Origin of the sequence: Microbulbifer thermotolerans (assembly GCF_900112305.1) — a bacterium.
Taxonomy (GTDB): Bacteria; Pseudomonadota; Gammaproteobacteria; order Pseudomonadales; family Cellvibrionaceae; genus Microbulbifer; species Microbulbifer thermotolerans.
In genome coordinates this window covers 208785-231752 of the sequence record NZ_FOKT01000006.1, presented here as the reverse complement: position 1 = coordinate 231752, position 22968 = coordinate 208785, and the positions used below count along the sequence as shown (strand labels likewise).

Annotated in this window: 18 protein-coding genes; 5 read left to right on the top strand and 13 right to left on the bottom strand. The window is 57.4% G+C overall.

Going from position 1 to position 22968, the window contains the following annotated elements; translation table 11 throughout:
- Positions 1-261: 261 nt before the first annotated feature.
- On the bottom strand, positions 262-2922 hold the full coding sequence (locus BM155_RS11465; RefSeq protein WP_139223238.1) for a BapA/Bap/LapF family prefix-like domain-containing protein: 2661 nt from the start codon (positions 2920-2922) through the stop codon (positions 262-264).
- 611 nt (positions 2923-3533) lie between these two features.
- Between BM155_RS11465 and BM155_RS11460 the strand changes: the two genes are divergently transcribed.
- Together BM155_RS11460 and BM155_RS11455 are read left to right on the top strand one after the other, a co-directional pair.
- Positions 3534-5111 (top strand): carboxylesterase/lipase family protein, encoded by a 1578-nt coding sequence (locus tag BM155_RS11460; RefSeq protein WP_074903195.1) that lies wholly within the window; start codon positions 3534-3536, stop codon positions 5109-5111.
- A 2-nt stretch (positions 5112-5113) separates the two neighbouring features.
- Positions 5114-5662 (top strand): histidine phosphatase family protein, encoded by a 549-nt coding sequence (locus BM155_RS11455; RefSeq protein ID WP_074903193.1) that lies wholly within the window; start codon positions 5114-5116, stop codon positions 5660-5662.
- A 210-nt stretch (positions 5663-5872) separates the two neighbouring features.
- Here the strand turns inward: BM155_RS11455 and pepN are convergent, their stop codons facing one another.
- Positions 5873-8503 (bottom strand): aminopeptidase N, encoded by a 2631-nt coding sequence (gene pepN / locus BM155_RS11450; RefSeq protein ID WP_074903191.1) that lies wholly within the window; start codon positions 8501-8503, stop codon positions 5873-5875.
- A gap of 178 nt (positions 8504-8681) precedes the next feature.
- Here pepN and BM155_RS11445 point away from each other — a divergent pair, with 178 nt between their 5' ends.
- From BM155_RS11445 to BM155_RS11435, 3 genes are read left to right on the top strand one after another with little or no spacing between them, the layout of a single operon-like run.
- The gene (locus tag BM155_RS11445) at positions 8682-11618 is read left to right on the top strand and encodes an intermembrane phospholipid transport protein YdbH family protein (protein WP_074903189.1); all 2937 of its coding nucleotides are present in this window, start codon (positions 8682-8684) and stop codon (positions 11616-11618) included.
- Between the two features lie 60 nt (positions 11619-11678).
- Entirely contained in the window at positions 11679-11873 is a 195-nt protein-coding gene (locus BM155_RS11440; RefSeq protein WP_067154201.1) for a YnbE family lipoprotein, read from the top strand.
- A gap of 11 nt (positions 11874-11884) precedes the next feature.
- Positions 11885-12214 carry a YdbL family probable chaperone protein gene (locus tag BM155_RS11435; protein WP_067154204.1) on the top strand — a complete coding sequence of 110 codons (330 nt, stop codon included), beginning with the start codon at positions 11885-11887 and terminating at the stop codon, positions 12212-12214.
- Positions 12215-12283: 69 nt separating this feature from the next.
- Here the strand turns inward: BM155_RS11435 and rpoS are convergent, their stop codons facing one another.
- From rpoS to pyrG, 11 genes are all read right to left on the bottom strand, one after another.
- The gene (gene rpoS / locus BM155_RS11430; RefSeq protein ID WP_067154205.1) at positions 12284-13330 is read right to left on the bottom strand and encodes an RNA polymerase sigma factor RpoS; all 1047 of its coding nucleotides are present in this window, start codon (positions 13328-13330) and stop codon (positions 12284-12286) included.
- A 234-nt stretch (positions 13331-13564) separates the two neighbouring features.
- Positions 13565-14434, bottom strand: coding sequence for a peptidoglycan DD-metalloendopeptidase family protein (locus BM155_RS11425; protein ID WP_254773176.1), 870 nt, complete (start codon positions 14432-14434; stop codon positions 13565-13567).
- 173 nt (positions 14435-14607) lie between these two features.
- Positions 14608-15588 carry a DUF368 domain-containing protein gene (locus BM155_RS11420; RefSeq protein ID WP_231902358.1) on the bottom strand — a complete coding sequence of 327 codons (981 nt, stop codon included), beginning with the start codon at positions 15586-15588 and terminating at the stop codon, positions 14608-14610.
- 2 nt (positions 15589-15590) lie between these two features.
- Positions 15591-16262, bottom strand: a complete 672-nt coding sequence (locus tag BM155_RS11415; RefSeq protein WP_175487795.1) for a protein-L-isoaspartate(D-aspartate) O-methyltransferase — start codon at positions 16260-16262, stop codon at positions 15591-15593.
- Between the two features lie 145 nt (positions 16263-16407).
- Positions 16408-17373, bottom strand: coding sequence for a tRNA pseudouridine(13) synthase TruD (gene truD / locus BM155_RS11410; RefSeq protein WP_074903186.1), 966 nt, complete (start codon positions 17371-17373; stop codon positions 16408-16410).
- Entirely contained in the window at positions 17366-17851 is a 486-nt protein-coding gene (gene ispF, locus BM155_RS11405; protein ID WP_074903184.1) for a 2-C-methyl-D-erythritol 2,4-cyclodiphosphate synthase, read from the bottom strand. The genes truD and ispF overlap by 8 nt, the downstream gene beginning before the upstream one ends.
- A complete protein-coding gene (ispD, locus tag BM155_RS11400) occupies positions 17851-18564 on the bottom strand; it encodes a 2-C-methyl-D-erythritol 4-phosphate cytidylyltransferase (protein WP_067154220.1) in 714 nt (237 codons plus the stop codon). The genes ispF and ispD overlap by 1 nt, the downstream gene beginning before the upstream one ends.
- Positions 18557-18850, bottom strand: coding sequence for a septum formation initiator family protein (locus BM155_RS11395; RefSeq protein ID WP_067154223.1), 294 nt, complete (start codon positions 18848-18850; stop codon positions 18557-18559). The genes ispD and BM155_RS11395 overlap by 8 nt, the downstream gene beginning before the upstream one ends.
- Before the next feature lie 95 nt (positions 18851-18945).
- Entirely contained in the window at positions 18946-20232 is a 1287-nt protein-coding gene (gene eno, locus BM155_RS11390; protein WP_074903349.1) for a phosphopyruvate hydratase, read from the bottom strand.
- Between the two features lie 99 nt (positions 20233-20331).
- The gene (gene kdsA, locus BM155_RS11385; protein WP_067154226.1) at positions 20332-21177 is read right to left on the bottom strand and encodes a 3-deoxy-8-phosphooctulonate synthase; all 846 of its coding nucleotides are present in this window, start codon (positions 21175-21177) and stop codon (positions 20332-20334) included.
- Between the two features lie 98 nt (positions 21178-21275).
- Positions 21276-22904 (bottom strand): CTP synthase, encoded by a 1629-nt coding sequence (gene pyrG / locus BM155_RS11380; RefSeq protein WP_074903182.1) that lies wholly within the window; start codon positions 22902-22904, stop codon positions 21276-21278.
- Positions 22905-22968 lie beyond the last annotated feature (64 nt).

Below are 22968 nucleotides of genomic sequence, written 5' to 3'. Positions count from 1 at the left end.
AGACCCAGATGCGGTACATAGGAGATGGGATGAGTATTTCGAAAGTGCCGGGTATTGGTAGGTATCCGACAGTGCTATAGAGACCTGCCCGTGCGTTTTCGAAATATCGACGCCATTGCCTGATCACCCCTGAACCACCTGCAGTACCCGCGCGAATGAAACAGAGGTCCCTTAATACATAAATGCGGTTATCAGTTTAGCCCAACAAAAACACCGGGCCCGAGGGCCCGGTGTTTTTCGGCATGGATCTCTTCCAGCCAGCTACAGGTCGTGGTGCCCGTATTGCTGCCACAGATCCTGGAGTTGGTCGTCCAGCGGGGCCTGCAACAGGATATCCGCGCTCTCTCCAGAGATGTCCGACAGTGCGGGCAGACCTTCGGCCTCTAGCTGTGCCAACAGCTGGTTGCCATCCGCGCCGGCCTCTTCCAACAGCTCGTGCAGTTGGGGAAGCGACTCGTGACCATCCACTGTGGGCAGGCCTTCGCCATCTATCGGCATTTCTGACTCAGACCAGAAGTGCGGGTCCGCTACATCGCCACCATCCACAAAGTCAAACTCTGTATCTTTGAGGGGGATGACATCGTCCGCTTCCGGTTCAGTATCCGCAGAGGCTTCCGCGTCGGGCTCCCCGACACTATCGGGGTCGGTGTCGCCACCGCAGCCACAATCATCTTCCTCAGCTTCGGATTCATCGTCAGCGGCCGCATTCTCGTCATTGCACAAGTCATCGATGTCGACTTCCGTGACTCCAGGCCCGCCCACGTTACCGGTAGGATTCGTCGGCCATCCTTCGGTGGTTGTTACCTCGCAGTCCTCGTCATAGTGAAGCGGTCCGGCTTTGATGATGTATTCAACCACCGGGGAACCGTAAGTTTCCTCGATGCAGTCGAACAGCGTCTCCGGATACTTGCCGTTCGTGATTTCCTCCTCGAAGCCTTCAACCTTGATCACTTGGCCATCTTCCAGCCGGAAAGCGATGTAGGAGATTGCATTCGGGAGTTCACAGTCTGCATCCGAGTCTGAGTCGGCATCCGCGTCAGCATCTGCATCCGCGTCAGCATCTGCATCCGCGTCGGCATCAGCATCTGCGTCGGCATCAGCATCTGCGTCGGCATCAGCATCTGCGTCGGCATCTGCATCTGCGTCGGCATCAGCATCTGCGTCGGCATCTGTGTCTGCGTCAGCATCGGCATCAGCATCTGCGTCGGCATCTGCGTCTGCATCGGCATCGGCATCGGCATCCGCGTCAGTATCCGCGTCGGCATCTGCATCCGCGTCAGCATCGGCATCTGCGTCGGCATCCGCGTCCGCATCCGCGTCAGCATCGGCATCGGCATCTGCGTCGGCATCCGTATCCGCGTCGGCGTCGGCATCAGCATCAGCATCGGCATCGGCATCGGCATCCGCATCCGCGTCAGCATCTGCGTCGGCATCAGCATCTGTGTCTGCGTCAGCATCGGCATCTGCATCCGCGTCGGCATCTGCATCCGCATCAGAATCGGCATCCGCATCACATTCGATATCGATATCTATGTCGATATCGATATTGATCTCGCAGTCTTTGCCATGCCCCCGGTCAATATCTACGTCGACATCAAAATCAATATCTTTGATTTCGCAATCCTTATCACAGTGCCAACCGGGTCCACCCCAGTCTGCATCTGCGTCCGCATCCGCGTCAGCATCGGAATCTGCGTCTGCATCACAGTCACAGTCGATATCTATATCGATATCTATGTCGATATTGATGTCGCAATCGGCATCCGCATCGGCGTCCGCGTCGGCATCTGCATCTGCGTCGGCATCTGCATCTGCGTCTGCATCCGCGTCTGCATCGGCATCTGCGTCCGCATCAGCATCAGCATCGGCATCCGCATCAGCATCGGCGTCGGCGTCGGCATCTGCGTCAGCATCGGCATCTGCGTCAGCATCGGCATCGGCGTCCGCGTCGGCATCTGCGTCTGCGTCCGCGTCTGCATCTGCGTCCGCATCGGCATCCGCGTCTGCATCCGCATCCGCGTCAGCATCGGCATCCGCATCGGCATCCGCATCGGCATCCGCATCTGCATCTGCGTCGGCATCCGCGTCGGCATCTGCATCCGCATCCGCATCCGCATCCGCGTCAGCATCGGCATCGGCATCCGCATCGGCATCCGCGTCTGCATCTGCGTCGGCATCTGCGTCTGCGTCCGCGTCGGCATCCGCGTCAGCATCGGCATCCGCATCCGCGTCAGCATCGGCATCGGCATCGGCATCGGCATCCGCATCCGCATCGGCATCCGCGTCTGCATCTGCGTCGGCATCGGCGTCCGCGTCGGCATCTGCGTCTGCGTCTGCGTCCGCGTCGGCATCCGCGTCAGCATCGGCATCGGCATCGGCATCGGCATCGGCATCGGCATCGGCGTCAGTATCCGCATCTGCATCTGCGTCCGCATCGGCATCTGCATCTGAGTCCGCATCCGCATCGGCATCTGCATCGCCATCGTCGGGTGTATGGTTTCCGGTTTCTCTGAATGGGTCGTCATCGTCATCGTCGCTGGCGATAAGGGCAATCACGCCAAGTGCTCCTAGACCAGCCAGAACCCAGGGATATACTGTTGCCGCCGGTGCAGCTGCAGTTGTAACGGCCGGCCCTGCGGGAACCGGTGTCCCGGGGGGGCCCGCCAATAACACGGGGGTTTCCTCTCCCTCCAGAACCAGTTCGCTGTGAAATCCTTCCTCATCGGGCTTGAAAAAATTCGCAATAACGATGGTCTGCCCTGATTTGAGAATGATTACCAAGTTGAGTCCATCCCTGGCATAGGAGGCAATTTCATCTTGCCCCAGCGGAAGCTTCACTATGCCGGTCGAGGACAGGTCCAGTGCACCAAGCGGCCGTTCTACAACCGTACCGCTGAGCTTGTCGAATATCGTCGCGATCATGCCATCACCTACTACAACCCGATGAAATAGCCCTTGTGAAAACGGACGTCGGGCTTTACTTCTTGAGAGCAAAGCCGTAACTGCTGCGATAGGAAGGGTGAGCTAGCGCGAGAATGATCCTGCTAGTGCAATCCCTGCTTTACGCCACTTACAGCTGTACATTTTTTGAACAGCTTTTATTGGTATGGACTGCGCAGTGGCGCTTTTCAAGCTCGATAGAGGAAATTAAATGTCAGTCCTCGTGCAACACCATTTTTCAAGAAACCGGCATGGCGGCTGGGACATTGACTCCCACAGTGCCTTGTCGAAAAGAAGGTGAAAAAGGCGCTGTTTACACCCGCTATACTGAGCGAGTCAGTGAGGGACGGGCACAGATAGGGAACCTCTGATTGAGCCACTTTCTGTTGGCAGAGACGCTTCAGGGCGGATGTGAAGCTCAGGTGATAGGGCGTACATTTCGAAACCGTCGGATACAGGGATGTATCCGTCGGAGCTACAGGGAAGTACTCGTGCGTTTTCGAAATGTACGTCCTATTACCTGAGCGCCCCGGAAGCTACCATAGTGTTCACGCGAATTAGTCAGAGGTTCTATAGGGAAACAGAAATATTCAATGAGCAGGGATGCAAAGGCTGGGATTCAATCCGGCATTCAAAATAATGAAACTCCTGTCGTGGATTGCCCGACAGGCCCTATTGTCGGCACCGTCGATCAAAAGACCGGGGTTAATAAATTTCTCGGAATTCCCTATTGCCACCCCCCAATCGGAGATCTCCGCTGGCTGTCGCCACAACCAATGCAGCCCTGGCAGACACCTTTCCGTGCCGTGCGTTTCGGTATGCCGGCGGCGCAAAATCCATCGCTGCTGATGCAGGTGCAAGGGCCCTGCGGTGAACCGCCTGAGAGCGAAGATTGCCTGTACCTAAATATTTACGCACCACCCAAACCGGGAACTGGCAAGCTACCAGTGATGCTGTGGGTACACGGTGGCTCCTTTTATATGGGTTCCGGATGCCAGGAAATCTACGATGGCTGTCACCTGGCGGCCAGCGGGCGCGCGATTGTGGTGACTTTTAACTACCGCCTGGGGGCTTTCGGCTTTCTGCGACTCCGGGATATCTGTGATATTCCGTCAAGCGGCAATGAGGGTGTGGAAGATCAAATTGCAGCCCTGAATTGGGTGCACAGGAATATCGCCGCTTTCGGTGGCGATCCAGACAATATCACTTTATTCGGCGAATCCGCTGGTGCAATGAGTATTGCCACTTTGCTCGCCGCCCCAGGTTGCCGCGGTCTGTTTAAGCGTGCCATCGTACAGAGTGGCAACCCTCACGCCCTGCACACACCCAGGCGGGCAAACAATCTGGCATTGGCTTTTGTGGAACACCTGGAAAAAATTTGCGGCCACCAATCGTTGCGCAAAGCCAGCACAAAATCCCTGCTTCAGGCTCAGCATGCGGTAATGACGGACCCGCGCATGGAGCGAAGTTGGGGACAGCTGCCATTTAAGCCGGTGCTAGACGGCAAACTGCTGGATGCCGACCCACTTGAAGCGCTCGCGCGCAAGCGGGCGTCTGGAGTCACTCTGCTACTCGGCAGCAATTTGGACGAATGGAATCTATTCAGTGCAATCACACCGGAAACCTTTACGCTGGATAACAAAAAAATTCGTGCGCGTCTGGAGTGGCTCTTTCCCCATCATCTATTGGCCCCCTTGTTGAAACACTACTACCGGCTGGCAAGGTCTCAAGAGGAAAACCCATGGCCTGAATGGCCGCGCACCTGGAATCTGCTGCTGACAGATATGGTTTTTACAGTCCCCGGTATACGCCTTCTAAAAGCGCATTGCGATGATTGCTATCACTACCATTTTGCCCAGCCACTGGCCGCCCAGCCATTGCTGGGTGCCTGCCACGCAGTGGAACTGGGCTATGTTTTTGGGACTTACGGGGCTGAATCCTTGCGGCCCCTCTATGGCGCGGAGGCAAATCCGCACCGCTTGAGTGGCGCCATGCAGAAAGCTTGGCTAAATTTTGCCGAGTGTGGTGATCCCGGCGCCGAATGGCTGGATTTTGGCAGTGGCCACAGCCGCCGTTTTGGCGATCATCCTCGGGCCCGCCCATTCGATGCGGCGGAGTTGACGGCACTGTGGCAAGATATACCGGATAATTTGCTAAACGGTTATCTGTAACAGTGACAAAAATTTTACTGATACGCCACGGCGAAGCGGCAAAAGGGCCGGATATTCCCGATCCGGAGTTAACGGCGCTGGGACACAAACAGGCCGAAAATCTCGCGCGAGAATTCGCCGCGGAAAACCCCATTGCCCTTGTAAGCAGCCCCAAACTGCGCACACAGCAAACCGCACGGCCGCTGGCAAAGGTGTGGCGGCGTCCCATTGCCTTGGAAGCTGCGGTCACGGAAATTCCGTCCCCCGCGCATATACCACTGCAAAAACGCGCGGCCTGGATACGCTTATTGCTCGAAAGCGACTGGGACGAAAATGATGCGCAGCAGGTGGCGTGGCGCCGGGGTGTTCTGGAGTATCTGCTCACACTTGAGCAAGACACGGCAGTCTTCTGCCATTTTATGGTTATCAATTCCGTGGTGGCACATATTCGCAACCACCGAAAGATACAACAATTCCGCCCGGACTATACGTCAGTGACGGAATTGTGTCGGAAGGGAGGGGCGCTGGAGTTGGTGCGCCTTGGAAAAGAGAAAAGCAGCCGTATTCTTTAGGCAACCTCTGATTAATTCGCGTGAACACTAGGGGCGCTCAGGCAATGGGATGGACATTTCGAAAATGCATGAGTACTTCCCTGTAGCTCCGACGGATACATCCATGTATCCGTCGGTTTCGAAATTTCCACCCCATTGCTTGCGTATCTCTTCCGGCTACGGGGCTTTTTTGAAGTCCGAGACTGAAGACTCAGAAGCTCCGCTTTTCGGTTATTGCAGGCTTTTGCTCACCACCTCATAGAGATCTGCAGACAGCTTGCCGGATTGCATCACACTTTCCAACGACTGCCGCATTTTTTCACCCAGTGCCGAGCTGTATTTTTTCCAGCGGGTCAGCGGTATCACCAGGCGCGCCGCAATCTGCGGATTGAGTTTATCCAAGGCAATCACCTGTTGTGCAACAAACTCAAAACCACTGCCGTCGGTGCGATGAAACTGGGCGAAGTTGCGGTTGGCAAAGGCACCGATTACCGCACGCACTTTGTTGGGGTTTTTCAATTCAAATGCCGGGTGCGCCATCAATGTCTGTACTCTTTCCAAAGTTCCCCATCTGGCGCTGCCGCTCTGCAGAGAGAACCAGAGCTCTACTACCTGGGTATCCAGTTTCCAGCGTTCGTAGAAAGTCTCCAGACTCTTATCCACATCGGTTTCATTACCGTAATTGACCAGTGCCGCCAGGGCCGCCGCACAGTCAGTCATATTGGCCGCTTTATCGAACTGTTGTTGCGCCAACAGCAGTGCGTCCGCGTCTTCCGTGGCACAGAGATAATCCAGGCAGGTATTTTTGAGACTGCGCTCGGCGATATCGGCCGCCTCGGGGCTGTAGGGTTTGTCTTTGTGCAGGCGCCGATAAGATTCCAGCAGATCTTCTTTTAACGCTTCCGCCAGGGCGTGGCGGGCAAACTTGCGCGCTTTGATAATGGCTTCCGCATCGATCCTTTCGGCTTCCTCTGCCAGCGTTTGTTCACTGGGCAGCGCGAGCATTTTCGCTACCAGGGCCGGGTCCAGATCGCGGTTGCGCAGTACACTGCGGTAGGCTTCCACCAACTCCGGCTGCAGCTGTAGCGTTTTACCGTTTCGGTAGTCTTTTTGCAGCTGCCCCAGTGCAGCAAAAGCCAGGCGCTGACCCGCGTCCCAGCGATTAAAGGCGTCGCTGTCGTTGCGCATGAGAAACAGGAGCTGTTCGCTGCTGTAGTCGTAGCGCACTTTGACCGGCGCGGAAAAGCCGCGCAGCAATGACGGCAGCGGTTTTTCCGCGAAACCGCTGAAGTGGAATGTCTGCTCCGCCTCGGTCACCGGCAGAACCAACTGGGTATTGCCCGCTTCGTCCAGTGGCAGATCTTTACCCTCGGCGCTCAGCAGGCCTAGCGCCAGCGGGATATGAAACGGCAGCTTTTCTTTCTGGCCGGGCGTGGGCGGGCAGGATTGTCTTACGGTAAGTGTGTAGCTGCCCGATGCCTCATCGTAACTGTCGGTCACATCCAGTACCGGTGTACCCGCCTGGCTGTACCAGCGGCGGAACTGTGTCAGGTCGACGCCGTTGGCATCCTCCATCGCCTTGACGAAATCCTCACAGGTCACCGCCTGGCCGTCGTGGCGGTCGAAATAGAGATCACTGCCCTTACGGAAGCCCTCGGCGCCGAGCAGCGTGTGAATCATGCGCACAACTTCCGCCCCTTTCTCGTACACCGTCAGGGTATAGAAGTTGGATATTTCCATATAGGAATCCGGGCGTACCGGATGCGCCATGGGGCCCGCGTCTTCGGCAAACTGCTGGGTGCGCAGCAGAGATACATCCTCGATGCGTTTGACCGCGCGAGAATTCATATCGGCGGAAAACTCAGCGTCCCGGAAAACGGTAAAACCTTCCTTCAAGCTCAGTTGAAACCAGTCGCGGCAGGTGACACGGTTTCCAGACCAGTTGTGGAAATATTCGTGCGCGACAATAGCTTCAATGCGCTGGAAGGTGGCATCAGTGGCCGTCTCCGGGCTGGCCAGCACACAGGCGGAGTTGAAAATATTCAGCCCTTTGTTTTCCATTGCGCCCATATTGAAATGGTCTACGGCCACGATCATAAAGATATCCAGATCGTATTCCCGGCCGTAGACCTCCTCGTCCCAGCGCATGGCTTTTTTCAGCGAACGCATGGCGTGGGCGCACTTGCCGATATTTTTCGCCTCGGTAAATATCTGCAGCGTCACCTGGCGACCACTGGCCGTGGTATAGCTGTCCTCCACGCGCTGCAGATCACCGGCCACAAGCGCAAACAGATAAGCGGGCTTGGCAAAGGGATCTTCCCAGGTAACGAAATGGCGGCCGTCCTCGGTGGCGCCGCGCTCAATTTCGTTGCCGTTGGAAAGCAGCACCGGGTACTGTCGCGGCGCCACAATGGTGGTGGTGAACTTTGACATCACGTCCGGCCGATCCGGATAGTAGGTGATTTTGCGGAAGCCCTCTGCCTCGCACTGGGTACAGTACATACCGTTGGACAGGTACAGACCTTCGAGGGAGGTATTATTCTCCGGGCTGATACGGTTACAGATTTCCAGCTCGAACTCGGGCTTCTCCACCTCAATCGACAGTCCGGCCGGGATTTCCTGGTAGCGGCTGGCGGGCACCAGCTGGCCGTCGATGGAAACGGACAAAAGCTCTAGTTCCACCCCGTCCAGTAACAGCGGCGGCAACCCTGCCCCGGCCGCTGGATTGCGCCGGACTTTCAGCTGCGATTTGACCAAGGTACCCTTGGGTTGCAGTTCAAAATGGAGTTTTGTGCTATCGATCAGGTACTCGGGTAGTTTGTAGTCCTTCAGGTATACAGTGTTTGGTTGGGCATCTTTCATAGTGAATACAAGGATATTCCGTTCTGACAAACCGTTCCCTCTCGGGGGCACGCGAATACTGCCACCCACTATATAGATTTCACTGCCGGTGCCAAGTGCCGGCTGTGCTCACGCAAATGCTCTAGAGCTTCCGTAAAATGGTATGGAGCGCCACTATTGCTTAATTTGAGGAGCCCCCGTGCAGAGAAGACGCGCGCTACTACTCGCCGCAATTCTGATCATCACCGCAACCGGCAGCTGGATCTGGCTGGATAGGGAGCGACTGGCAGTGGCACTGATCAATCCGCTGTTGCAAACCAGCCGCATCGATAGTCTGCGCGGCCTGCAACCCGGCATCGATGCCATCACTGTGGACGAAGTGCACTTGTCTCTCGCTTCCGGTGCTTCTATGCGCATGGAGGATCTCCGCCTGAGCCACCCCTGGGAGCTGATATTCACCGGCGAGCGCAATCGCAGCCGGCTCGCAATTGCAAGTCTGCAGTACACCCCACCCCAGCCACAAGCCGAAGCCGCCCCGGCGCCCACCAACACCAATGGCAAAGCGGTCTCAGCAGAGGACGCAAGCCTGCGGACGCTGATCGCCCTGCTCCATAAAACACTGCCTGAGCACGTGCAGGTAGAAGAATTCCGTTGGCTCGATGACACGATGCACCGCGGTCAACTGCATATTGCCCGCAATGATGACCGCCAGTCCGTTAAAGCCAATGCCACTTTCGACCGTCAAGAGCTCACCCTCTTATTGCGGTCCGAAGGTGGGCAACTGCACCTCTCCGCGCAACTGGATGACAAAAAGGATGGACGGATACTGTCTTTCACAGGTGCGTTGCTTGCGGATGCATCGGATCTTTGGCTCGCCACTATTACCCTCCAATCCGACCTGCAAAAGCTGTCCCAGCTACCACTTCCGGACAAACTGGCCCAGTTTAGCCCCGGCGCCACAGGCGCGGTGTCTGCCCGACTCCAGGCGCGGTTACCAGACCGCGTATTGCGACTGGAAGAATACGCGGATATCTCTGTGAAACTGGAAAAATCATCGATTCAACTGGCCCTGCCCCAAGCACTGCTGGGCACGGAAGCGGCGTTCAATCTTACGGTCGACGACCACTTGGAGGTGAAACTCGCCGCTCTACGCCCACTGGAGGCAAAAAGCCTTTCCGGCAGCGGAAACATAACACTGACCCCCAAAGACATGCCCACCCTGCTCCAGGCCCGGTTTGCATCCACGACCAGTCAGGGACAGCCGCAAATCACCGCCGCTGGCAATCTTAACCTGCAGGCGCTCACTCCCTGGCTGCAATCCTCTGTGTTGCAGGACAAGTTACCCGATCTACGGCTGACTTCAGCCGCCGGGAAACTACAATTCCAGGGATCGGCAACCGCAAAGTCTCTCACCGCGCTACCGGACGGCCGGCAAAGCTGGCTGGACCGCTTTGACCTATCTCTACTACCAGACAGCGGGCTCGAACTCTCGGTTTCTCAACCCGGAGCCAGTCCGGATGGCTGGCAAAACGGGAAAATTGCTATCCATCTACCCGAGGTGCTGGCAGTACGGACCGATCAGTGGCCGGGGAAAATGCAGCTTAACAGCGCTGAAATCAGACTGCGCGCACAAGAGAAAGACGGAAATATCAGCGTCAATGCACGGTTGCAACAGATAGAATGTAGTCTCCTCACTCAGACGCGCTGTTCATTGGAGATCTTCGCCGAGTCACCGGAACGGCTGGCGTTACCCGGCACTCTGATGCTGGAAAATTTTTCCATGAATAGTGAGTTGCAATTTCACACGGAAGATAACCACCAGCAGTGGCTACTCTCCCAGGCAGAAGTCTGGGCCGACGACCTGAAAGGTCCCTCATTACAGGCCGAACGGCTGTCTCTAACAGCTCCCCAGCTCCAGTGTCGTGTGACAAATGGCAGTGCACACTGCGAAAGCATGGAAATTACTGCCGCCTTTTCCACGCTGGACACGCCCGGACTGCGCACTTCTGGCGCGCTGACTTTCAGCGACGTGCAGTTCCGCGAGTCGGGCCGAAGAACCGAATTGAATGCGGGGTACCACGCAAACCAAATCAGGCTGAAAACCGCAGAAAATTATGCGTTGAACATCGATATACAGGGAAATCTGCTATTAGAGGACGCGATGCTGCACGGGGAAAGCCAGCTGCTCTCAGGGCCGGTGAAACTACAGGCACAATGGCAGCACAACTTGAACAACGCAGAAGGCACGGCAGATTTTACCTTTCCGAAGACAAGCTTTAGCCGCACACATCCTCTCTCCCGGGCGATAGAAGGACTGCCGGTGGATATTGTCGCCGGAACGCTTTCCGCCAGCGGGCGCTACAGTTGGCCAATGGGCACAAAGGACCACATTCACCTGCAGCTTGAGCAGGCGGCCGCCGTTTTCGGGGATAGCTTTGCCGCGGGCGTTGCTGGCGAAATTTCCCTTTACCGGCGGGGTAATCTATGGCTCACGGACCAACCGCAGGCGGTACAGGTGGATCGGGTCGACGTCGGACTGCCGATCGAAAATATCCATTTCTCAATTTCTCTCGACGAGAAGCGAGACTTGGCTTTTAACGCGGTTAACGCGCAACTGCTCGGCGGCACTCTGGAGTCTTCCCGGCTAGTCTGGAACCTGGACGGAGAAGAGCGCACAGGGAAGATCCAAATCCAGGGCATATCCCTCAGTGAACTGGCAAGGGAAATGGAGGCGGAAAACTTTGCCGCTACAGGCACGCTGGATTTGGAAATACCGATGGCTACCAGTAGCGAGGGCGTGACGGTGAGGCGCGGACAGGTAAAGGCGCGGCCACCAGGAGGCAGGTTACGTTACTACGGCGCCTTCTCCCCGCAGATGCTGTCGGGCAACCCGCAGTTGAAACTGCTCGCAGGCGCCTTGGAAGACTACAACTACAGGGCACTTTCCGGCACACTGGACTACCCGTCCAGCGGCGACATGCGCATGCAGCTCAAACTTGTTGGGCGCAGCCAGTCGGTGGCGGCGGACAGGGACCTGATTATCAATCTGAACCTGGAAAATAACATCCCGGATATGCTCCGCTCCCTGCAGGCGAGCAGGGATTTGACTGAGGCACTGGAAAAGACGCTTCAGTAAAGCCTGGGTTCAGGTTAGTCCATTACAATAACCCCTATGTTAAATCCTGAGGAGCGTCAGATGACGGCCACCAGACTGTTTTCCACACTATTGATGGGGGCGGCCATTACAGCTGGCTGCACGCCCACGGTCGCCGTGCAGGCACCCAGTGAACCGATTACCGTCAACTTAAATGTGAAGATAGAGCACGAGATCCGCGTAAAGGTCGACAGAGAGCTGGACGACCTGTTCGAAGACAAGGAAGGCATTTTCTAAGGAGGCGAACCATGAAACTTTTCAAGACTGCCCTGTTGTGCTTGAGCCTGCTATTCACCCTGCCGGCCCTTGCGATTACTCTGGATCAGGCGCGAAACCAGGGACTGGTTGGGGAAGCAAACAGCGGCTACATTGCCGTAGTCAGCAAAAGCACCCCCGAACTGGAAAAGCTGGTGGCGGATGTGAATGCAAAACGCAAAGCCGAGTACGCCAGGATCGCCAAGCGCAACAATATCGACATTGCCCAGGTCGCGGCACGGGCCGCGGAAAAACTGGAAGCCCGCCTGGCGACGGGACACTACTACCAGGACAGCCGGGGTCGCTGGGTGCAGAAAAAGTAGACGCACAGGCCCACTCCCTAACGACCAGGCAAAAGCAAACCGGGTGGGTACAACCCACCCGGGTGCTATCTACAGATTGCCAAACAGAGACTGGCCGTCTAGTCCCTGTTTCTCCATCACCTCTCGCAGGCGTTTGAGCGCATCCACCTGAATCTGTCGCACCCGTTCACGGGTCAAGCCGATTTCCCGGCCCACCTCTTCCAGAGTACTGGCTTCAAAACCGCGCAAGCCAAAGCGACGGGAGACCACCTCACATTGTTTCTCGGGCAACTCGCTGAGCCAGCGGTTGATACTCTCGAACAAGTCGCTGTCCTGAAGCAGTTCCGCAGGGTCGGACTCCTGTTGATCCGGAATGGTATCCACCAGGGTTTTTTCCGAAGACGGGCCTATTGGTGTGTCCACCGAAGTAACACGCTCGTTCAGACCCAGCATCCGCTCGACATCCTCCACCGGTTTTTCCAGCAGGTTCGCAATTTCTTCCGCGGAGGGTTCGTGGTCGAGTTTCTGGGCCAGTTCACGTGAAGCGCGTAAATAAACGTTCAGCTCCTTGACGACATGAATGGGCAGGCGAATAGTCCGGGTCTGGTTCATGATGGCCCGCTCAATTGTCTGACGGATCCACCAGGTGGCATAGGTGGAGAAGCGGAATCCGCGTTCGGGGTCAAACTTTTCCACCGCGCGAATCAACCCCAGATTGCCCTCTTCGATCAGATCCAGCAGAGCCAGCCCGCGCCCGACATAGCGGCGGGCAATTTTCACCACCAGGCGCAGATTGCTTTCGATCATCCGTTTTCGCGCCGCCGCGTCACCGCGCAACGCCTTGCGCGCGTAATAGACTTCCTCCTCTGCGGTGAGCAGTGGCGAAAAGCCGATTTCGTTCAGATACAGTTGCGTGGCATCGAGGTTTTTCTGCAAATGGCTGTCGTTGTCCAGTTTGCGCGCCCGCGCCTTGAGGGGGGTGGGTCCGGAATCTTTTTTGGCCGCTGTGCTCCGGGGGCGGCCAGGGGAATAGTCCTCTTCTTGACCTGTCTGATGTTCGTTGTGATCAATTGCCAACTCTGGAGGAAGTTCATCTACATGACCCGTCATCAACCGGTCTTGACGTCGTGCTTCCATTTCCCCAACTCCTTGTACTTTGCCAATATCAGCCGCACCACAAACCGAGATCAACCAACCCGGCTATGAGGGGTACGACAGTCTCCGAATCTGCGAACAGCAGGCCGACTGAATGCGAGAAACGCCGCAGCAATTTCCCATCGGCCTTGCGGTCGCCACGAGTCCGGTGACTACCTCAAGTGGTACACATAAAAATCCATTTTTATTTGCAGGGCTTTCTGACGCCTACAGGAGCTATGGCAAATAGGCCAGGGGGTCCACCGGCTGACCGTTACGGCGAATTTCAAAGTGGAGCTTATTGCGGTCGGTACCACTTGAACCCAGTTCCGCTATCCTCTGCCCCGCCTTGACTTTGCCGCCCTCTTTCACAAGCAGCTTGTGATTGTGGGCATAAGCACTCAAAAATTCATTGCTGTGCTTTACGATCAGCAGCTTCCCATAGCCCCTCAACGCACTCCCCGCGTAGATCACGGTGCCATCGGCCGCCGCTACTACAGAGTCTCCCTTTTCACCGGCGATATCAACACCCTTGCGCAAGGGGTCTCCCTTCCGGAAGCGACTGATCACCTTGCCCTTTGCCGGCCATTGCCAGCGAATCGAGGATTTCGATACTCGGGCGGTTGCTTTGGTCGATTTTGCAGGTGTTAAAGATTTTTTATTTGTTTTCGTCGTTTTTGCCACAGTCTTGGTTTTTTTGGCAGAGCTGGACTGGCGTTTCGTTGCGGTCGACGACACCGGGGAAGTTACCTTGGCGACCTGGGACGTCTTGGATACCTTGGTCCGGGATGTCTTGGATACCTTGGCCTGAGATGTCTTGGATGCCTTGGGCGCAGTGGAAACCACTTTCACAACGGGGCGCCCAGTTAAGCGTAATCGTTGTCCGGGATAGATGTTATAGGGGGCAGGAATGCCATTGATAGCGGCAAGTTCCCGGTAATCCTTACCATAGCGCCAGGCGATGGAATAGAGCGTCTCACCACGGCTGACAATATGATGCTGAATTTTGATACTCGGCGGCTGCTGTAATGACGCCGTGGGTGCAGGTGGGGTGGCGCAGGAGCAGAGAAGCAGAGCCAGGAGCACCACGATTAATATATTTAACACTGGGGAAGCTAGCCGGATTACGATAAGACTAATATCCCGCCATGGCCGATGCGCATAATGTGTTAACAAACGACATTCCATTATTCTCTTTTTACATCAGACGGCCGCATTTATGGAAAAAGTGTCTAAAAAAAACGCCGAAATTACCACCAAAATCCTCAGAAAAAACCGCCTTACCGATCTTGGGTAATCCTCTGACTATTGGCGCACTGAGAATGTAAAGCCCGGTGCCTGCGCCCCAGGTAGTCCACGGACAGCACAAGGGTCGCAGCGGCAACGGCGGCGGCCAGAGCAGCGGCCAGATAGGCACTGTCTCCGGTGTGGGCCTCGTAGCCCTGTGGAGAAGCATTGGACATCAATGGCGCAAGTTTATCTCCATCACCGGCAATCCCCACCAGGGGAAGTTTCCACGGCCAAATTATTTTCAAGCTCCCGAGCAGTATACCGGCCAAAAAGGCCAGGGAGCGTGCGATATACCTGTGCATCAACCAGGAAAGCAGACGACTGAACATCAGCAATCCAGTGGCGGCTCCGGCTGCGAAACAGAGAAGATTCAACAGCTGCAATTCGTGTACCGCGGCGAGGACCCTTGGATAAATCCCGATCAACAGCAAAATAAAAGAGCCCGAGATACCAGGCAGTATCATCGCACAAATGGCCAGGGCTCCGGACAGAAAGAGGGTCAACGGCGTAGCAGGTACTTGGCCCGGGCGCAGCTCACTGATCAGAACCGCCATGGCGGCGCCCGCTAAGAGAAACAACACCACCGACCCGGACCATCGCGGAATGCTGCGCAGTATGGGGACCGCCGAGGCGAGCACTAAGCCAAAAAAGAAAGCCCAGAGTACTATCGGGTAAGTCTCCAGCAGATGACCGATCACCCTGGCCAAAGTGAAAATACTGAAGAGAATTCCGCAAAACAGCGCCAGCAGAAAATTGCCGTTGATATATTGCCAGGTCACAGCAATGCCGTGACGCCGCAACACCGTGATGCAGTGGGGACCAATGCGGCTAATTGAATCGAGAAGTTCCGTGTAAATACCGGTGATAAAGGCAATAGTGCCGCCGGACACGCCGGGCACCACATCCGCAGCTCCCATCGCCATACCGCGGGCAGCTACACCAAGGTAGCGGCTGCGAAATAATCTGGTCATATTCATCGAACAACACCGCCGAGCAGAGGGACAAAGCGCACGGATTCCAGCTTCTCCACATCAAACCGGTCACTGTCCTCGCGCCGGGTGACGATTGTCAGGACCTGGCGCTCCGAGCCAACTGGAATTACTAACACGCCATTCGGCGCCAGTTGTTGTCGCAACTCATCGGGAACCACCGCCGGTGCGGCGGCAGTCAGTATGGCATCGTAAGGCCCTTTGTCCGGCCAGCCGAAGCCGCCGTTTCCAAGTTTGAATTCCACATTGTGAATCTCCAGCTCCCGCAGACGCCGACGCGCCTGCTGTAACAGGGGATCGATGCGTTCCACCGAGTAGAGTTTTTCCACCAGGCGCGCAAGCACCGCCGTTTGGTAGCCGGAGCCGGTACCCACTTCCAGCACCCGCTCGAGGGATTTTGCCCGGCCGAGGAGCAACTCGGTCATACGCGCGACAATATAGGGCTGAGAGATGGTCTGGCCGTAGCCGATGGGAAGTGCCGTGTCCTCATAGGCGCGCAGGGCCAAGGCTTCGTCGAGAAACAGGTGCCGCGGGGTGGATGCCATGACATCCAGCACCTGTTCGTTGCGGATACCTTCATCCCGCAGCCGCTGAATCAGGCGGTTGCGGGTACGCTGGGAGGTCATCCCCAAACCTTCACGTCTCAAGCGATCCATATTTGTTTTTATTCCAAACTTCTCGGGTGTGTCTCCACGATCGAGTTTTCGCCAACAGGTGCAAAACGGTCCCACAGCCGCGCCCATTGGCTAATCGGCCTTATTCAATACATTTGAGGCGCCGGTACCGCTTTGGGATCGGATTCTATTGGGCGCCGGATACGTTGACCAGCGCCGCGGCCTCCCGCAGCACCGCCGTTGCGAAAGCGCCCACCGGCAAAGCGAACTCCAGTATCAGATCACCATTTTCCCACTGCCGGGAAAATGCCCGCGGCCGCAGCACCAGAGGGCGCCGCTCCTGCTGCAAACCACAGTGCTCCAACCAGTCACACCAAGGCTTCCAGGGCGCCAGAACCCGGGATTCCAGCTCGGCAAGTTCACCTTCGGCACGATTTCTGCCGCGCCCCCAGATGGGGCCACTGGGCGCCGGCTCGGGCTCGCCGGCGATGGACTCCCGCCAGCACCCCAAACGCACCCTCTCCGCCAGCACAAGATTAAACAACCAACTGCGCGCGGCGGACATGGCAAAAGACTTTTCACTTCTGCGGCAGCGCCCCGCCTCTTCCGCCAGGCGCCGCGCCAGGTCGAGGTTATTGCCCTCGCGGCCAAAGCGCTGTTCGCCGAAGAAATTGGGTACTCCGCTGGCAATCCGCTCCAGCACTTCCTCCGCCTTCGGTCGCTCGCCGCGGATATTGCGCAGCCGAATGATGAAGCGGTTGCCGAGGTGCTCGCCGCGGCGCAGCTTGCGCGGTCCCCGGTAACATTGCAGCACCTTTAATTCGGCACTGTTCACCCGAGTCCAGTCCGGCTCCGGTTTCTGCCCCAACCAGACGCTGAACCATTGCGTAGTGACGGCGTGGCGATCCTTGAGACCGTAAAACCCCACATCCCGGCTATGCACGCCGGCCAGATCCGCCAGTTGACGGGCCACCCAAGCGGTATTTGCGCCGCGCTTGCGTATTTGCAAATAGATGTGCTCGGCACCGCCACTGTCATCCCGCGGCGGTTCAGCCAATTCATCGACGACAAAGTCATCGGGAGTACAGCGGAAATCGCCTGCAATTGCCGCGCCGCCCAGAGCCCGGGGCCAGTCCAGATTCCAGTCAGTCATCGGCGCGTTGAAGCAAAACTGTTGCCTGGGCGGCGATACCCTCTCCTCGCCCGGTAAATCCGAGCTTCTCGCTGGTGGTGGCCTTGACGCTGATCGCGCCGCGATCCACTCTGCAATCCGCAGCGATATTCGCTCGCATCGCCTCGATATGGGGGGCCATTTTGGGTGCCTGGGCGATCAGGGTGCAATCCGCATTCACCAGGCGATAACCGCGCTCGGCAATCAACCCCATCACATGGCGCAGCAGCAAACGGCTGTCTGCACCGGCATAGGCGGCATCGGTGTCGGGAAAATGATGGCCGATATCCCCCAGGGCCAGAGCGCCTAGCAGTGCGTCAGCCAGCGCATGCAGCAGTACGTCGCCGTCGGAGTGCGCCTTGAGGCCGCGTTCATGGGGAATCGCCACACCGCCTAGCATCACATGGTCGCCCGGGCCAAACGCATGCACGTCAAAGCCCTGGCCGATTCGAAAACTCACTATCGATTGTCCTCTGTAGGGGCATAGCGCAGTCGCAGAATGGTTTCTGCCAGCACGATATCGGGGGGATGGGTGACCTTGATATTGTCGCTGCGGCCGGGCACCAGCCGCGGGCTGTGTCCGCAAAACTCCAGCGCACTGGCCTCGTCGGTCACCTCGGCGCCTTGTGCCAAAGCGCGGCGCAGGCAGGCGTGCAGCAGTCCCAGCGGCGCCCGCTGAGGGGTCTGAGCCAGCCAGATACTGCCGCGGTCCAGCGTCCTGTCAACACTGGGCCCGCTTTCATCTTTGCGGCTCAGCTTGACCGTATCGCTGGCGGGCTGTGCAAGCAGCGCAACGGGCTCCGCCCGCAATAGCTTTTCGATATCCTCCAGCGCCACGCAGGGGCGGGCGGCATCGTGTACCAGCACTGGTGTTTCGGGTGCTTCCCGCGCAGCGAGAAAATCGAGCGCGGCCAGTACGGAATCGGCACGCTCCGCACCGCCAGTCACCCGGTGTACCCGCGGGTCCTTCGATTCGCTCAGATAGGAAAAGTCGCTATCGCGGTCAGACAGTGCGACCACCACACCGGCCAGCCCGGGCCAGCCCAAAATATTGCGCAGCGTCAGGGACAGCAGTGGGCGTCCCAGCAAAGGCAGGTACTGCTTGGGTCTGTCCGCCCCCATGCGCCTGCCGACGCCGGCGGCGGGCACGACTACCCAGAATCCGCTAATCACGTTTCTTGACCTCTTCCGGGTCGAGGAAGATAAACAGGGTTTCGCCTTCCTTGATTAGGCCGAGGTCGTAACGCGCCTTGGCCTCGACACCATCGGTACCTTCCTTGAGGCTGCGCACTTCGCGCAGCAGTTGACGATTTTCCCGCAACAAAGCGGCATTCTTTTTGCGCTGCTCGGCCAGCTCGCGCTTCAGACGCGTCACTTCCGCCAAACTGCCCTCACCCACCCAGAGACGGAACTGGGTGGCGATCAGCATGACAGAGAGAAGTGCCAGCAGCCATTTCATGGGAAATTACATTTAATAAAGCGGGGCCGGAAAGCCGTACCGGACCGGGCACCTCCGCTGTCTACGGAAATACTCCGGTCCAGGGCCCGGGTGGCTTAACGGAATTCGGCGCGGCCGCGGTAGGGTGCCGCACCTTCCAGCTCCGCTTCGATACGCAGCAGGCGGTTATACTTGGCCACGCGATCGGAGCGGCACAGGGAACCAGTTTTGATCTGACCCGCGGCAGTGGCCACTGCCAGATCGGCGATGGTGGTGTCCTCGGTTTCCCCGGAGCGGTGTGAGATCACTGCAGTGTAGCCCGCGTCTTTGGCCATTTTGATGGCGTCCAGCGTCTCGGACAGGGAGCCGATCTGATTAAACTTGATCAGGATCGAGTTGCCCACGCCCTTTTCGATACCCTCCTTGAGGATTTTGGTATTGGTCACGAACAGGTCGTCACCCACCAGTTGTACCTTGCCACCAATCTTATCGGTGAGCAGTTTCCAGCCATCCCAGTCACTTTCATCCATACCGTCTTCGATGGACAAAATGGGGTAGTTGCCGGACAACTCGGCCAGGTAATCGGCGAAACCGGCGCTGTCGAATTGTTTGCCCTCACCGGAGAGCTGGTATTGCCCGTCTTTGTAAAATTCAGAGGATGCACAGTCCAGAGCCAGAGTGATGTCCTCGCCCAGGGTGTAACCCGCCTTTTCCACGGCCTCGGCGATCACTTGCAGAGCCGCTTCATTGGAGGGCAGATTGGGCGCGAAGCCGCCTTCGTCGCCAACAGCGGTGTTCAGCCCCTTGGCGGAGAGTACTTTTTTCAGGGTGTGGAAAACTTCAGCGCCCTGGCGCAGCGCTTCGGCAAAGCTTGTGGCCTTGACCGGCTGGATCATGAACTCCTGAATATCCACGTTATTGTCGGCGTGTTCACCGCCATTGAGGATGTTCATCATGGGCACCGGCATGGTGTACTGGCCAGCGGTGCCGTTCAACTCGGCGATATGCTGATACAGCGGAATGTTTTTACTCGCCGCCGCCGCCTTGGCCGCCGCCAGGGAAACCGCCAAAATGGCGTTGGCGCCCAGTTTGGATTTATTTTCGGTGTTGTCGGCGTCGAGCATCGCCTTGTCCAGGGCGCGCTGATCGGTTGCGTCCATACCCTTCAACAGGTCGGCGATGATGGTGTTGACGTTTTCCACGGCTTTCAACACGCCCTTGCCCAGATAGCGGCTCTTGTCGCCGTCGCGCAGTTCCAGCGCTTCGCGGGAGCCAGTAGAGGCGCCAGAGGGGGCACAGGCGCTGCCGATGGAACCATCTTCCAGGATGACCTCCGCCTCAACGGTGGGATTACCGCGGGAATCCAGCACTTCAAACGCTTTTACGGCAACAATCTTGCTCATGAACAAGGGCTCCATGTTTGTGGGTGAATGGCAAATCGATGGTTGTTTTTGTGGGGCCGCATTCTACCGGGCAAGCCGGTGCGCGGGCCCCGGTATCATTTATTGGGTATCCAGCGGCGCAAAGCCCTTGACCAGGTCGTCCACGGCTTTCATCTGCGCCAGGAAGGGTTCCAGTTTGTCGAGCGGCAGCGCACTGGGACCGTCGCACAAGGCCTTATCCGGATCTGGATGGGCTTCCAGGAAGAGGCCCGCGATACCGATGGCGAGGCCAGCGCGCGCCAGCTCCGTGACCTGGGCGCGGCGCCCTCCGGAAGCGGCACCACCGGGATCGCGCATTTGCAGCGAATGGGTGACGTCGAAAATCAGCGGGGCGCCACCAGAAGCATCTATCATGGTGCGGAAGCCGAGCATGTCCACCACCAGGTTATCGTAACCAAAGCAGGCGCCGCGCTCGCACAGTATGATTTTTTCATTGCCGCATTCGGCAAATTTCTCCACCACGTTTTTGACCTGTGGCGGGCTCATAAACTGCGGTTTTTTCACATTGATCACCGCGCCGGTCTTGGCCATAGCCGCCACCAGATCGGTTTGACGGGCGAGGAAAGCGGGCAGCTGGATCACATCCACCACTTCCGCCACCGGTGCTGCCTGGTGCGGTTCGTGAACATCGGTGATCAGCGGCACATTGAAGGTCTTTTTGATCTCCTCGAATATTTTCAAACCCTCTTCCATACCCGGACCGCGGTAGGAGTGGATAGAAGAGCGGTTGGCTTTATCGAAGGACGCCTTAAAGATGTATGGAATACCCAATTTCTCGGTGACCGCAACATAGTGCTCCGCCACCCGCATGGCCAGGTCGCGGGACTCCAGCACATTCATGCCACCAAATAGCGCGAAGGGTTTGTCGTTCGCGACCTGGATATTTCCGACTTCAATGGTTTTCATAGCTTCCTTTTCCCCGTCCCCGGTAAACCGGGAGCGGGGCTCGTCGTTAAGATTTTCTTGCGCGGCTCCAAGTGCAGCCGAGCCGCCGCACCAAAACTTTATTTTTTATGCTGCTCCATTGCCGCAGCGATAAAGCTCTCAAACAATGGGTGGCCATCCCGCGGCGTTGAGGTGAACTCCGGGTGGAACTGACAGGCGATAAACCAGGGGTGCTCCGGCAACTCCACCATTTCCACCAGGGTGTCGTCCGCGGACCAGCCGCCGATTTTCAGCCCGGCTTTTTGCAGGCGGTCGACGTAGTTGTTGTTCACTTCGTAACGGTGGCGATGGCGTTCGACAATGACGTCGGAACCGTATATTTCCCGCGCCTTGCTGTCCTTGGTCAGGCGGCATTCCTGCCCTCCCAAGCGCATAGTGCCGCCGAGATCGGAGTGCTCGTCGCGCTTCTCCACATTCCCGTCGCTATCGATCCATTCGGTGATGAGACCGATGACCGGGTGTGGGGTCTTGACGTCGAACTCTGTGCTGTTGGCATCCTTCAGGCCCAACACATTGCGGGCGTATTCGATTACCACCGACTGCAGGCCGAGGCAGATCCCCAGGAAGGGAATGTTGTTTTCGCGCGCGTAGCGCACCGCTTCCAGCTTGCCCTCCAGGCCGCGCTCGCCAAAACCGCCGGGTACCAGAATGGCGTCGGCGCCTTTAATCAGCTCTATGCCGTTCTCACCCTCCACATCTTCAGCATTGATATAGTCGATATCCACCTTGCAGCGGTGTTTGATACCGGCGTGGGTCAGGGCTTCGATCAGGGATTTGTAGGCGTCCAGCAGCTCCATGTATTTGCCGACCATGGCGATCTTCACTTCGTGCTGCGGGTTCAGCTTGCCATCGACCACCGCATCCCATTCGGACAGGTCCGGCGCATCGCACTCCAGCTGCAGCTTTTCGACCACGATATCGTCGAGACCGTGGCTGTGCAGCAAGCGCGGTACACCGTAGATAGTCTTGGCATCCGGCAAGGGCACCACTGCGCGCTCTTCCACATTGGTAAAGAGGGCGATCTTACGGCGGGAATCTTCATCGATTTCCCGCTCGGAGCGGCACAGCAGTATATCCGGCTGCAGACCGATGGAGCGCAGTTCTTTCACCGAGTGCTGGGTCGGCTTGGTCTTGGTTTCACCGGCAGTGGTGATGTAGGGCACATAGCTCAGATGGATCAGCAGCGCCCGGTTTAGCCCGAGCTCCACGCGCAACTGACGCACGGACTCCAGGAAGGGCTGAGACTCTATGTCGCCCACGGTACCGCCAATCTCAACGATGGCCACGTCCACATCGCGGCCGCCCTCGACCACGCGGCGCTTGATCTCGTCGGTGATATGGGGGATCACCTGAACGGTCCCCCCCAGATAATCGCCGCGGCGCTCTTTGCGCAATACGGTTTCGTAAACACGGCCGGTGGTAAAGTTGTTGCGCTTGCTCATGCGCGTGCGGATAAAGCGCTCGTAATGGCCCAGGTCCAGATCCGTCTCGGCACCGTCTTCGGTGACATACACCTCGCCGTGCTGGAAGGGGCTCATGGTGCCCGGGTCCACATTAATGTAGGGATCCAGCTTGAGAATGGTGACCTTGAGGCCGCGGGCTTCGAGAATGGCGGCCAGGGAAGCGGAGGCGATACCTTTCCCCAAAGAGGAAACCACGCCACCAGTGACAAAAATATAGCGCGTCATGCAAAACCTTGGTCAGTTGAATGCCCGATGGGATCGGGGATGCGGGGCCGGCCCGGGCGACTTT